The following is a 12,908-nucleotide window of genomic DNA, read 5'->3' on the forward strand; positions in this document are numbered from 1 at the left end:
CGTTGCTAGCCGCGGAAGGCGCGGACGCGGGCGAGCGAGGAATCCTTGCCGAGGATCACCATCGACTCGAAAAGCGGCGGCGAGATGCGTCGCCCTGAGATGGCAGTGCGCACTGGCCCGAACGCCGCACGCGGCTTGATACCCAAGTCCTCAACCAGAGCCTGCTTGAGAGCCGTCTGGATGTTCTCCGCGGTCCACTCCCCGATGGGTTCCAGCGCCGCCAAGGCAGCATCCAGTACTTCTTCCAGGTTCTGCGGAAGACCCTTGCGGGCATCGTCCGCGACATCGATGGCGTCATCGGCCTTGAACAGGAAAGCCAGCATCTCGGGAGCTTCACCCAGGAGGGTAATGCGCTCCTGGACCAGAGGAGCTGCCTCAGCCAGGATTTCTTCCTGGCGCGGAGTCAGGATTTCCCCAACGAAACCAGCAGCGCGGAGGTAGGGAACCAGACGTTCCTTGAAGTCTTCGGGCGCGAGCATCCGCACGTGCGTTCCGTTGATGGCTTCGGCCTTCTTGATGTCGAAACGGGCGGGATTGCCCAGGACATCATGAATGTCGAAGTTAGCCACGAGCTGTTCCACGGTGAAAATGTCCTCGTCCGCGCTCAGGGACCAGCCAAGCAGCGACAGGTAGTTGAGCAGGCCTTCTGGGATGAACCCTCGCTCGCGGTGCAGGAAGAGGCTCGACTCCGGGTCGCGCTTGGAAAGCTTCTTGTTTCCCTGGCCAATGACATAGGGAAGGTGGCCGAACTCCGGCATATACTCGGCCACGCCAATGGCGTAAAGCGCCCGGTACAACGCAATCTGACGCGGAGTGGAGCTCAAGAGGTCCTCGCCACGCAGGACATGGGTGATTCCCATGAGGGCATCGTCAACGGGGTTCACCAACGTATAGAGCGGAGCACCGTTGGCCCGGACAACGGCAAAGTCGGGAACCGAGCCTGCCTTGAAAGTAATCTCGCCCCTGACGAGGTCGTTGAATGTCAGGTCCTCGTCCGGCATGCGGAGACGCAGGACGGCCTCGCGGCCCTCGGCCTTGAACTGTGCCAGCTGCTCATCCGTCAGGTGGCGGTCGAAACCGTCATAGCCCAGCTTCGGGTCGCGGCCGGCCGCCTTGTGACGGGCTTCAATCTCATCGGGCGTGGAGTAGGACTCGTAGACGTGTCCCCCTGCCTTGAGCTTGGCGATAACGTCCTGGTAAATGTCGCCACGCTGCGACTGCCGGTACGGCTCATGCGGTCCGCCAACCTCCACGCCCTCATCCCAATTGATGCCGAGCCACTTGAGCGCGTCCAGCAGCTGGTGGTAGCTCTCTTCGCTGTCGCGGGCGGAGTCCGTGTCCTCGATGCGGAAGATCAGCTTGCCGCCGGTGTGGCGTGCATAGGCCCAGTTGAACAAGGCGGTGCGGATCAGGCCAACGTGCGGCGTTCCCGTGGGTGACGGGCAAAAACGGACGCGGACCGGGGTCTCGGCGTTGACGGCAGGAATGGCGCTGGAGGCAGCGTTCGACGCAGAAGCAGTAGTCATAGTGGTTCCAACTTTACCGCTTGGCGTTGCCACGGAATCCCGCATGGGAACGCTCGACGGCGGCACGCACCTTTCGTGCAAAAGCTGCGTGCCGCCGTCGAGGTCCAAGGCATGGCTGGGAGCCTAGCGGCGAACCACCGGGTTGGAGAGCCGGCCGATGCCTTCGATCTCCACTTCAAAGCGGTCGCCTTCGCTGACCAGGCCGACGCCGGCAGGGGTGCCGGTCATGATGACGTCACCCGGAAGCAAGGTGAACGCGTGCGAAACGATCGAGACGAGCTCGCGTACACCGCGGATCATCTGGTTGGTGCTGCCATCCTGGCGGAGTTCGCCGTTGAGCCGTCCCTGGATGGAGAGGTCCTCATGGTCGAGCTCGGTTTCGATCCACGGACCCAGCGGCGCGGAGGTATCAAACCCCTTGGCCCGTGCCCACTGAAGATCGGTCTTCTGGACGTCGCGGGCGGTGAGGTCGTTGCCGCAGGTATAGCCGAAGATCACATCGTCCGCCCGGTCCTCGGGAACGTCCTTGCAGATCCGGCCGATGACTACGCAGAGCTCGGCTTCGAAGGAAACTTCCTCGGAGAACTCGGGAAGGATGATGGGATCGTTCGGGCCGATCACCGAAGTGTTGGGCTTCAGGAAGAGCAGCGGTTGCTGGGGAACCTCGTTACCGAGCTCGGCGGCGTGCTCCGCGAAGTTCCGGCCGACGCCAATGACTTTGCTGCGGGGAATGATCGGGGCGAGGAGCCGCACGTCCTCCAGCTTGTGCTTCACATGGGTACGTTCGACGCCGTTGAAGAAGGGGTCACCGTTGATGACAGTGATTTCTTCACTGCCGGGCTCGCCTTCAACAACGCCGTAAAGGGGATCAGAATCAACTACAAACCGGGCGATACGCATGGGCTCAAGCCTACAGTCCGGGTTCAGCTTCGGAGGTAATCCAACTGGGCCGCAACGGAAGTCTCTGCCGCCCACCTCACGGAAGGGTCGACGTCGGGATAAACGGCATCCGTAACCGCAGCGATGGATGCACCCGTACCGAGGTGTTTCAACGCCGTCCGGATTTGATCGAGGCGCTGCTCACGATGATCACGGTACTCACGGCACTTTTCGTCCAGGGCCGGGAGTACAGGGCCGTGTGCGGGCAACAGTGTTGCGGGTCCTATCGCTTCCAGCCGGTCCAAGCTTGCAAGATAGTCGCCCAACCGGCCATCCGGATAGTCCAACACAGTAGTTCCACGGCCCAGAATCGTGTCGCCGGTGAGAACGGATCCGCTGGGGCCGTCATCCGGGAGATGGAAGCAGACGGAGTCCGATGTATGACCCGGGGTGGCCACTACGCGGATTTCCACGCCGCCCGCCGTCACGACTTCGCCGTCCATCAGCGGCTCGCCGCCGTGGCAATGCTTCGGTAATGCAGCACGGACAGGCGCCCCGGTAATCTGGTGAAAACGTGCCGACGCCTCAGTGTGATCCGCGTGCCGGTGCGTAATGAGAACTACATCCACAACACCTGCCGCTGCCAACTCAGCCAAATGTTGTTCGTCTTCAGGGCCCGGGTCTACCACCGCCACATAACGGGATCCCGGGGCGCCGATGACGTACGAGTTAGTGCCGTCCAGGCTCATTGGGCCGGGGTTGGGTGCCAATCGGAAGCGGGTGAGTTCGCTGCTGCGCTGCAGGGAACTGCCATTGGAAGTCGCCGTTGATTCTGAAGTCACTGTCCCATCTTGGCATTGAACCAACCCTCACTCACACCCCAAGCCCTTCCCACCAACCCTCACTCACACCCCAAGCCCTTCCCACCAACCCTCACTCACACCCCCACCGTCGTCGCCACTCGACAGCCTCCCCTCGGACGGTGAAAGAGCGTAGGGCTCAAACCCGAGGGACCTGATAGAGCGTCCGCCCCAAACCCGAGGGAGGTGATAGAGCGTCCGAGGAAGCAGAACGGCGGCCCTTCCGCTTGTTGCCAAGTGGAAGGGCCGCCGTCGTGCGTTCTGTTGAACCGAAAACTTAAACCAGGCGGGTCAGCCAGCCGTGGGCGTCCTCGACAGTTCCGGTCTGGATGCCCAGGAGCTGCCGGCGGATAGCCATGGTGGTTTCCCCGGCCTTCGCGTCCTCGGAGCCGATGAATTCGGTAGCGTCCTTGAGCACACCGATCGGCGTGATCACAGCTGCAGTGCCGCAAGCGAAGACCTCGGTGATCTCACCGGAGGCAACGCCGTCGCGCCACTCGTCCAGGGTGATCTTGCGCTCGGTCACCTCTCGGCCCATGTCCTTGGCCACCTGGATAACAGACATGCGGGTAACGCCTTCGAGGATGGTGCCGCTCAAGGCGGGAGTGACCAGGGAGCCGTCCTTCATGACGAAGAAGACATTCATGCCGCCGAGTTCTTCCACGGCGTCGTCATTGAAGTGGTCCAGGAAAAGGACCTGCTTGCACCCGTTCGCTTCGGCTTCCTGCTGAGCGATCAGGGAAGCTGCGTAGTTGCCGCCGCACTTGGCAGCACCAGTACCGCCACGACCGGCACGGGCGTATTCGCGGGAGATCCAGATGGACACGGGCTTGAGCTCGCCGCCGAAGTAGTTCCCGGCAGGAGAAGCAATGACGCGGAAGGACACTTCACGGGCAGCACGCACACCCAGGAACGCCTCCGTGGCGATCATGAACGGGCGCAGGTAAAGGGCTTCACCGTCACCGGAAGGAACCCATTCCTTGTCCGCCTGCACCAGTTCGCGGATGGCGCCCAGGAAGTACTCCTCGGGCAACTCCGGGAGGGCAAGGCGACGCGCGGACTTGTTCAAGCGCGCGGCGTTGGCCTCGGGCCGGAAAGTCCAAACCGAACCATCAGCGTGACGGTAGGCCTTCAGGCCCTCGAAGATCTCCTGGCCGTAATGCAGGACAGCAGCCGAGGGGTCCAGGGAGATGGGTCCGTAAGGCTCGATCCTGGCATTCTGCCAACCACCATTGCCATCGGCGTCAACTTTGTAGTCGACGACGGCGGTGTGGTCGGTGAAGTAGTCGCCGAAGCCCGGGTTCGCCAGGACGGCTGCACGCTCCTCAGCAGACTTCGGGGTATCCGAAAGCTGCTGGCTGAATTCGACGCCATGGGCAGTCTGAGTCATGTTTCCTCCACAGTCAGCTACCTGGCAGGGCGAACCGGGCCCCAAAAAAGGGTGTGGTTCAGCGATGGACCAGGGAAGCAGGTAAATAATTCAACACAAGCTTACGCCTGAGAAATGGGCCTAAAGTGCGGCCGCAATGGCATCGCCAATAGCAGCCGTGCTGCGTGGCTCACCGGTGCGGCTTTCGACGTCGGCGACTACAGCCGCTTCGATCTTGCGGGCCGCCGTGGTGTAGCCAAGGTGGTCCAGGAGGAGCACCGCGGAGAGGATGGCCGCGGTGGGATCGGCTTTCTGCTGTCCGGCGATGTCCGGGGCTGAGCCGTGGACGGGCTCGAACATGGACGGTGCGGTGCGGTCCATGTTGATGTTGCCTGATGCCGCCAGGCCGATGCCGCCAGTGACGGCAGCGGCGAGGTCGGTGAGGATGTCGCCGAACAGGTTGTCGGTGACGATGACATCAAAGCGGGAGGGGTCAGTGACCATGAAGATGGTGGCGGCATCAATGTGGAGGTAGTCGTGGGTAACCTCGGGGAATTCCCGGGCTACGGCCTCGACTGTGCGCTTCCACAAGTGGCCGGCGAAGACCAGAACATTGTGCTTGTGGACGAGCGTGACGTGCTTGCGCGGACGCTCGTTGGCGCGGCGGAAGGCATCGCGGACGACGCGCTCCACACCGTGAGCTGTGTTGAGGGAAACTTCCGTGGCCACTTCGTGTGGTGTTCCGCCGCGCAGGGTGCCACCGTTTCCCACATACGGACCTTCGGTGCCTTCGCGGACCACGATGAAATCTATGGCGCCGGGGTTTGCCAGGGGGCTGCCGACGGTGCCGTACAAGCGGGACGGGCGCAGGTTCACGTAGTGGTCCAGGCTGAAGCGGAGCTTGAGCAGCATCTCGCGTTCGATAATTCCGGAAGGGATGCGGGTATCTCCCGGAGCTGCGCCCACTGCTCCGAAGAGGATGGCGTCACGCGTGCGGAGGTCTTCCAAGACCGCGTCCGGGAGGGTCTCGCCGGTCTCAAGCCAGTGCTGGGCGCCAAGCTTGTAGTTGGTCAGCTCGAGGGCAACGCCTTCGGCGGCGACAGCCTTTTCGAGGACCTTGACGGCTTCGGCGATGACCTCAGGGCCAATGCCGTCGCCAGGGATGACAGCGAGATTGATGGACGTTGCACTCATAGCTCTATCTAGCCAAGCAATCCACATGCTGGTCAAAATCGTCTCACTCTTCGAACACTGCCCCTACTGCAGCCCGGGTGGGACTCAGACCACGGCATGATGCCCCCGCGGCGAGCGAGCACATAGAGTCATAGCGTGGATAGAAGGCACGAGATATACGAATGGTTCCGGATCAACCGCTTCAAAGTTGATATGACGGCCACGTGCCTCCTTATCCTCCTCTTCGGTCCCGTTTATCTGGTGGCGGACCGGCCTTGGCTGTTCCTTTTGTCCTGCAGCCTCCTGCTTCCCCTCGCATGGCGACGCACTCGCCCGGCAGTGGCGGCCGGCGTCGTCATCATTGTGTGCCTTATCCAGTGGGCGGTGGGTGCCGAACCCGTAGCCGGACAGATAGCCGTCCCCCTTGTCATCTACGCGACGGCTGCTTATGGCCCAGCGTGGGCGAGTCGGACGGTTCTTTTGGCCGGACTGCTGGGTGGGGTCATGCTCACTACCCGGCTCTTTTCAACCACCGCTGAGTCCGGCATCCTGGGCCTCACCATCGGTGCGCTCTATACCGTCCTGATATGGATGCTCGTGCTGGTGAGCTGGACGCTGGGCGACCTCACACGCGTACGCCGGTTACAGCTTCAGGCTCTTGAAGACCGCACGCGAAGGCTTGAAGTGGAGCAGATGCAGGAGCGCAAGCTGGCGGCCGCCGACGAACGATCCCACATTGCCCGGGAAATGCACGACATCGTGGCGCATTCGCTGTCCGTCATCATCACCCAGGCCGACGGAGCCCGTTATGCGGCGGCCGCCAAACCCGAACTCGCAACCGAGGCATTGGCCACAATTGCGGCCACGGGCCGTGACTCGCTGGGCGAGATGCGAAGACTGCTGGGCGTCCTCCGCTCCGACGACGACTCACCTACGCGCCCTCAACCCCGGCTTTCCGACTTGGACGAACTCCTGCTCGGCTTCCGCGCCGCCACACTGCAGGTGGCTTTCGAACAGACCGGTGTGCCTCGCAGGGCCCTACCAGCCGGCGCGGAACTCACGGCTTATCGAATCATCCAGGAAGCCTTGACCAACGTGATGAAACACGCAGGACCGAAGGCGACGGCGAGTGTCAGCCTGACGTGGCAGGCCCGCGGCCTGCAGCTGGACATCATCGACGACGGCCGGGGAGCCGCTGCCGATCCCCCCACGGCAGGGGGCGGTAACGGACTCTTGGGAATGGGTGAGCGCGTCTCCCTCTACGATGGTTCCTTGACCGCGGGACCTGAACAGGGCGGCGGTTTCCGCGTGTCCGCATTTATCCCGTATTCGGAGGCCTGATCCATGCCTGACGTTCCAACACCCATCCGGGTGGCTCTCGTTGATGACCAGCAGTTGGTCCGATCGGGTTTTGGCATGCTCATCAATTCGCAGCCGGACCTTGAAGTAGTTGCTGAGGCCGGCAATGGGATCGAGGCGGTCCAAGCCCTGAGCGCCACCGCTGCCGACGTGGTCCTGATGGATGTTCGCATGCCAGGGATGGACGGGATTGAAGCCACCCGTCGCATCCTCGAACAGGCAGCGGTACAGCCCGTCGGTTCACAGCGGGCAGATGTCAAAATCGTGGTCCTCACCACCTTTGACCTTGACGAGTACGCTCTAGCTGCCATCCAAGCCGGTGCCAGTGGATTCCTCCTGAAGGATGCACCGCCGGAGGAATTGCTCGAGGCCATACGCACTGTTTACCGCGGGGACGCCGTGATCGCACCTTCCACCACGCGACGCTTGCTTGACCACGTGGCGCCACTCCTGCGGACGCAGACGCCGGAGCAGACTGAACATGCTGCCGCCGTCGAGCGCCTGACAACCCGCGAGCGCGAGGTGTTCCAGCTGATCGCGCAGGGACAATCAAACCCGGAAATCGCTGCGGGGCTGTTTCTATCCGAGGCCACGGTAAAGACCCACGTGGGGCACATCCTGGCCAAGCTTGGCGCACGGGACCGCGTCCAGGTGGTGGTCATCGCCTATGAGACCGGCGTTGTAGCCCCGGGTACCTAGCAACTCAGACCACGGTATGAGCAAGCCTCCCGGAGAATGGGCCTGCAGCCCGATCCGGCAGGGCGGGCCGGAAACATAGCGTGGAACCATGACAACATTCACGCCTCTCCCCCACCCGTCAGGAACCGATCGACCCGCAGGCTCGGAAAACGCCCAGGCCCGTCCCGCCGTGGAGGCGCATGAGCTAACTAAGAGCTATGGCCGTGCTGACACCACCGTCACTGCCTTGAACAAAGTGTCAGTGAGCTTTGACGCGGGTAGGTTCACTGCCATCATGGGACCATCCGGCTCCGGCAAGTCCACCTTGATGCACTGCCTTGCCGGCTTGGACACGGCCGATTCCGGACGAATTCTGCTGGGCGGCACCGAATTGACGGGGCTCAATGACCGTCAGCTCACCGCTCTGCGCCGGGAGCGGATCGGCTTCGTTTTCCAGGCGTTCAACCTGGTGCCCACTTTGACCGCCGAGCAGAACATCACACTTCCGCTCGCTTTGGCCGGAACCACCGCCGACGCCGGGTGGCTGGACACGGTTGTCACAACGCTTGGGCTCAAGGACCGTTTGAAGCACCGGCCCCATGAGCTCTCGGGCGGCCAACAGCAGCGCGTGGCTGTAGCCCGGGCGTTGCTGACGCGTCCCGATGTCGTCTTCGGCGATGAACCCACCGGAAACCTGGACTCACGGGCGGGCGGTGAAGTGCTGGCGTTGCTGCGCAGGAGCAGCCAGGAGATGGGGCAAACCATCATCATGGTCACCCACGATCCCGTGGCAGCGAGCTACGCGGACCGCGTGGTGCTGATGAGCGACGGAGGCCTGGTGGGCGAGATCCACGATCCCACTGCCGACACTGTGCTCGCTGCCCTCGGCAAGCTGGGGGCCTGAAGCATGTTGCGTGTTGCCCTTTCCCAGTTAACCACCCACTTCCGGCGTTTCCTCGCTATCGGGCTTGCCGTCATGTTGTCCGTCATGTTCCTCTCGTCCACGCTAATGGTGGGCGCGAGCACCAATGCATCATTGGGCGCGAGCATCGGCGAGGCGTATCGCAACGCCGATGTTGTGGCTACGTCCAAGAACGGGGAGCCGTTCACCCAGGCAGCGGTGGACGCGGCGGTTTCCTCGCCTGCCGTGCAGGACAGCTATGCCGAGCGCTCCACCTACGTAACGTTCGAGGCTGGCGGCGGTGAACAATACGGCCGGCTGCGCAATGCGGCGCCGTCTTCCCTGGAGGGTGCAGTGCTTTCCTCCGGGTCCATGCCATCGAGTGCCTCGGAAGTCGTCGTTGACGTCAAGACGGCCGATCATCTGGGCCTCACAGTCGGCAGCACTTTGGAGTTGCGCGGTGCAGGACCCGTCAAGACTGCAAAAGTGACTATCTCGGGCCTGACCAAGGCAACCAATGATCCCTTCACGTCGTCGGCTTCCCAGCTGGTGGCTTCTGAGTCGGTATTGAATGCGGTCCAGGACGCGGGCGCCGGGTACTCCGGGCTACAGTTCGCACTCAAGCCCGGCGAAGACGACACCGCCGCCAAGGACTACATCGCACACCGTATGGAATCGGCAGGTGCTGTTGCGCCCGTGCTGGAAACGGCACAGGAGAAGGTCACCTCCACCGTGGCCATGCTCAGTGCGGGCCAGGACCAGCTGACCGTTGTGCTTCTCGCCTTCGCAGGAGTGGCCATCCTTGTTTCCACCCTGGTGGTGGCCAACACGTTTTCCGTCCTTGTGGCTCAGCGGACCAGGGAGTTGGCGTTGCTCCGATGCTTGGGCGCCGGCCGGGCACAGATCCGCGGGTCGGTCATGCTGGAGGCCGTCGTGGTTGGCTTCATCTCTTCAGTGTTGGGTGTCCTCGCTGCCACAGGACTGATGACCGGATTGATCGCGTGGGCCAAGTCCCAGCCCGAGCAGGCCTTCGCTACGTTGGCGGTGCCGCCGTCGGCCATCATTGCCGGCTTGGTGGCTGGAACGCTACTGACCGTAGTCGCTGCGCTGGTGCCCGCGAAAGCGGCCACCGCCGTCGCACCACTTGCCGCCCTCCGCCCCGCCGACGACGCCGCAGTGAGCAACCGCCGTGGCCAGGTCCGCCTTGTCCTGGGCCTGGTGGCCCTGCTGGGCGGAACAGCCCTGCTGGTGTACGGCAGCATGACTGTTTCCTTGTTGGTGGCTTTGCTCGGTGGTGCTGTCTCGTTTGTGGGCATTCTGCTGTGCTCCACCCTGTTCATCCCCTCCGTGGTGGCCTTGGCCGGCCGGCTGGCCGCACCAGCGGGTGTTCCCGGCAAGCTTGCCGCGGTCAATGCCATGCGAAACCCTGCCCGTACCTCCGCTACTGCCGCCGCGCTGCTGATCGGCGTCACCTTGGTTTCCCTCATGATGACCGGAGCGGCTACCTCCAGGCACGCCTTCAACGACACCCTGGCAGAAAACTACCCGGTGGACCTGTCCGCGCAGACCGCAGTGGACGCGAACGATCCCGCCCAGGCTGTATCCCGGATCAAAGCGCTCGACGGCGTCAGCGCTGCGGTGCTGTTGCAGCCAGTGGGAACGATGAATGACAATGCGACGCCCGACGCCGGCATGACCATCTATGGTCTCTCCGCCGCCGACGCCGCATCCGTGGTTCGTGATAACCACCTGAAGCCGTCCACGGGCACCGTTTACCTGCCTGAGGACTCCCCCGAAGGCCCGGCAAGCATCACGACGGCGGCCGGCACCGTTTCGCTCGATGCCATAGTGCTGCGTACCCGCCACGTGCCTGCCTTCGTGGAAAGCTCCAGCATCTCCGCCGGTACGTTGCCCCAAACGCCCGGCATGGTGTGGGTGAAACTGGACGATTCCGTAGCCGCGGACCGTGTTCAGGCCATCCAAAAGGAGATCGCGGCAGAGTTGGGCGTACATGAGCGCACCGTCAGCGGTGCCGCGATTGAGCGGGTGACCTTCAACAGCATCATCGATGTCCTGTTGCTGGTAGTCACAGGGCTCCTTGGCGTCGCGGTAGTGATCGCGTTGATCGGTGTGGCCAACACATTGTCGCTTTCGGTCCTTGAACGGACGCGCGAGAACTCGCTGCTCCGTGCCCTGGGGCTGACCCGGGGTCAACTCCGCGGCATGCTGGCCATCGAGGCCGTGCTCGTCGCCGGGGTGGCTGCGATCATGGGGGCCGGTTTGGGCATCGTTTATGGCTGGCTCGGCGCGCAGGCAAGCCTGGGAGGTGTCGCCACTGTTGTTCCGGCCGTGCCGTGGCTCCAGTTGGCGGCTGTCTTTGGGGTCGCCGTGGTGGCCGGCCTCCTGGCTTCGGTGGTCCCTGCGCGGCGCGCGGCACGCTTGTCACCGGTGGAGGGACTGGCCACGGCCTAGACCCTCTCCCACATCGTCGCCCTGTAACAGGAAACGCTCTCTCACTTTCCCGGACGGACCGGAAGGAAGTGAGAGAGCGTTTCGTGTTTATGGCTCTTATGTGAAAGCGGGCCTATGCCTCGGCAGGTTCTTCGTAGCGCGGGAAAACCGGCGTCGGTGCGGGCAATTGCGTGCCGGCAACAATCGGGGTGGCGACGGCGGCGAACTGACGCGACTCGCCTTCAGGCTGCCCGAGCACCTCAAGGAGCTTCGCGGACGACGACGGCATGACCGGCTGGGCGAGGATCGCCACGATGCGGACAACCTCCAAGGTGACGTACAGGACCGTGTTCATACGTACCGGATCGGTTTTGCGCAGCACCCACGGAGCCTGCTCCGCGAAGTAGGCGTTGGTGTCGCCGAGGACAGTCCAGATCGCCTCGAGGGCCCTGCTGAATTCCTGCTTATCGAAGGCAGCACGTGCAGTGCCCAACAATTCGCCCGCCTGGGCCAGCAAGGCGCTGTCCTCAGGTGACAACGCGCCTGGAACGGGAACCTTGCCTTCGCAGTTTTTCGCGACCATGGACAGCGAACGCTGGGCGAGGTTGCCGAAGTTGTTGGCCAGGTCCGAGTTCATGCGACCCACGATCGCTTCGTGGTTGTAGTTGCCATCCGCCCCGAACGGAACTTCACGGAGGAAAAAGTAGCGGCACTGGTCCAGGCCGTACTGCGCCACGAAATCCTGGGGTGCCACAACGTTCCCCAAGGACTTTGACATCTTCACACCGTTATTGGTGAGGAAGCCATGAATCATGACGCGATTAGGCAGTTCCAGCCCTGCGCTCATGAGGAACGCGGGCCAGTAGATGGCGTGGAAGCGTGAGATGTCCTTGCCGATGACATGGACGTCTGCGGGCCAGAACTTCTTGAAGGATTCCGACTCGATGTCCGGGTAGCCGACGCCGGTCAGGTAGTTGGTGAGCGCGTCAACCCAGACGTACATGACGTGCTTCTCGTCGCCCGGGACCGGGACGCCCCAGTCAAAGGTCGTGCGACTGATGGACAGGTCCTCCAGACCACGCCGCACAAAGCTGATGACCTCATTGAAGCGGGACTGCGGCGCCCCGAATTCAGGCTGTTCCTCATACAGGGCAAGGAGTTTGTCCTGGTAGTTGGAGAGCCGGAAGAAGTAGCTTTCCTCGGCAGTCCAAGTGACAAGGGTGTCCGTCTCCTTGGAGTAGCGGAGCCCGTCATCCTTCACAACGGTGTCATCCTCGACGTAGTATGCCTCGTCGCGGACGGAGTACCAGCCCTCGTACTTGGACAGGTAGATATCACCGTTGGCTTCCATTTTCTTCCAGATTGCCTGGGAAGCCGTGTAGTGGTCCTTATCCGTGGTGCGGATGAAGCGGTCGTGGGAAATCCCCAAGTCCTGGCTCATCTGTTTGAAGGCGGCCGAGTTGCGGTCCGCGAGCTGCTTGGCTGTGATGCCTTCCTTCTCGGCGGACTGCTGCATCTTGAGTCCGTGCTCGTCCGTTCCGGTCATGAAGAACACCTCATGGCCGTCAAGGCGCTTGAATCGCGCCATGGCATCAGTCGCGATGACCTCATAGGCGTGGCCGATGTGGGGCACACCATTGGGGTAGCTGATTGCGGTGGTGATGTAGAACGGGGATTTCTCTGGAGACGTCACTCTAAGAAGTTACCTTTTT

10 protein-coding genes are annotated in these 12,908 nt (G+C 62.7%); 4 read left to right on the forward strand and 6 right to left on the reverse strand.

Annotated features, from left to right (window positions below; translation table 11 throughout):
- Positions 1–5: 5 nt before the first annotated feature.
- The 5 genes from gltX to ACIQTW_RS02745 form a co-directional block, all read right to left on the reverse strand.
- Complete coding sequence (gltX, locus tag ACIQTW_RS02725) at positions 6–1,526, reverse strand: glutamate--tRNA ligase (RefSeq protein ID WP_402933455.1); 1,521 nt, start codon at positions 1,524–1,526, stop codon at positions 6–8.
- 123 nt (positions 1,527–1,649) lie between these two features.
- Complete coding sequence (locus ACIQTW_RS02730) at positions 1,650–2,426, reverse strand: fumarylacetoacetate hydrolase family protein (RefSeq protein ID WP_011775161.1); 777 nt, start codon at positions 2,424–2,426, stop codon at positions 1,650–1,652.
- A gap of 23 nt (positions 2,427–2,449) precedes the next feature.
- Positions 2,450–3,247: an MBL fold metallo-hydrolase gene (locus tag ACIQTW_RS02735; protein ID WP_402933458.1), complete on the reverse strand. Its 798-nt coding sequence runs from the start codon at positions 3,245–3,247 to the stop codon at positions 2,450–2,452.
- Between the two features lie 295 nt (positions 3,248–3,542).
- Positions 3,543–4,655 (reverse strand): branched-chain amino acid aminotransferase, encoded by a 1,113-nt coding sequence (locus ACIQTW_RS02740; RefSeq protein ID WP_402933461.1) that lies wholly within the window; start codon positions 4,653–4,655, stop codon positions 3,543–3,545.
- A 120-nt stretch (positions 4,656–4,775) separates the two neighbouring features.
- Positions 4,776–5,828 carry a 3-isopropylmalate dehydrogenase gene (locus ACIQTW_RS02745; RefSeq protein WP_402933463.1) on the reverse strand — a complete coding sequence of 351 codons (1,053 nt, stop codon included), beginning with the start codon at positions 5,826–5,828 and terminating at the stop codon, positions 4,776–4,778.
- A 192-nt stretch (positions 5,829–6,020) separates the two neighbouring features.
- Here ACIQTW_RS02745 and ACIQTW_RS02750 point away from each other — a divergent pair, with 192 nt between their 5' ends.
- The 4 genes from ACIQTW_RS02750 to ACIQTW_RS02765 all read left to right on the forward strand — a co-directional run bounded on the left by ACIQTW_RS02750 (position 6,021) and on the right by ACIQTW_RS02765 (position 11,217).
- Positions 6,021–7,148, forward strand: a complete 1,128-nt coding sequence (locus tag ACIQTW_RS02750) for a sensor histidine kinase (protein WP_402936187.1) — start codon at positions 6,021–6,023, stop codon at positions 7,146–7,148.
- Between the two features lie 3 nt (positions 7,149–7,151).
- Entirely contained in the window at positions 7,152–7,865 is a 714-nt protein-coding gene (locus tag ACIQTW_RS02755) for a response regulator (RefSeq protein WP_402933466.1), read from the forward strand.
- An 88-nt stretch (positions 7,866–7,953) separates the two neighbouring features.
- The gene (locus ACIQTW_RS02760; RefSeq protein ID WP_402933469.1) at positions 7,954–8,748 is read left to right on the forward strand and encodes an ABC transporter ATP-binding protein; all 795 of its coding nucleotides are present in this window, start codon (positions 7,954–7,956) and stop codon (positions 8,746–8,748) included.
- Positions 8,749–8,751: 3 nt separating this feature from the next.
- Positions 8,752–11,217: an ABC transporter permease gene (locus tag ACIQTW_RS02765; protein WP_402933472.1), complete on the forward strand. Its 2,466-nt coding sequence runs from the start codon at positions 8,752–8,754 to the stop codon at positions 11,215–11,217.
- 112 nt (positions 11,218–11,329) lie between these two features.
- Here the strand turns inward: ACIQTW_RS02765 and metG are convergent, their stop codons facing one another.
- Complete coding sequence (gene metG, locus ACIQTW_RS02770) at positions 11,330–12,889, reverse strand: methionine--tRNA ligase (RefSeq protein WP_402933475.1); 1,560 nt, start codon at positions 12,887–12,889, stop codon at positions 11,330–11,332.
- Between the last annotated feature and the right edge of the window lie 19 nt (positions 12,890–12,908).

The organism is Paenarthrobacter sp. NPDC090517 (assembly GCF_044769165.1).
Classification (GTDB): domain Bacteria; phylum Actinomycetota; class Actinomycetes; order Actinomycetales; family Micrococcaceae; genus Arthrobacter.

Excerpts from the sequence above, each read along its gene's own strand:
- gltX (WP_402933455.1), bottom strand. The coding sequence starts at position 1,526 with ATGACTACTGCTTCTGCGTCGAACGCTGCCTCCAGCGCCATTCCTGCC.
- ACIQTW_RS02740 (WP_402933461.1), bottom strand. The coding sequence starts at position 4,655 with ATGACTCAGACTGCCCATGGCGTCGAATTCAGCCAGCAGCTTTCGGAT.
- ACIQTW_RS02730 (WP_011775161.1), bottom strand. The coding sequence starts at position 2,426 with ATGCGTATCGCCCGGTTTGTAGTTGATTCTGATCCCCTTTACGGCGTT.
- ACIQTW_RS02745 (WP_402933463.1), bottom strand. The coding sequence starts at position 5,828 with ATGAGTGCAACGTCCATCAATCTCGCTGTCATCCCTGGCGACGGCATT.
- ACIQTW_RS02765 (WP_402933472.1), top strand. The coding sequence starts at position 8,752 with ATGTTGCGTGTTGCCCTTTCCCAGTTAACCACCCACTTCCGGCGTTTC.
- ACIQTW_RS02760 (WP_402933469.1), top strand. The coding sequence starts at position 7,954 with ATGACAACATTCACGCCTCTCCCCCACCCGTCAGGAACCGATCGACCC.
- ACIQTW_RS02755 (WP_402933466.1), top strand. The coding sequence starts at position 7,152 with ATGCCTGACGTTCCAACACCCATCCGGGTGGCTCTCGTTGATGACCAG.
- ACIQTW_RS02750 (WP_402936187.1), top strand. The coding sequence starts at position 6,021 with ATGACGGCCACGTGCCTCCTTATCCTCCTCTTCGGTCCCGTTTATCTG.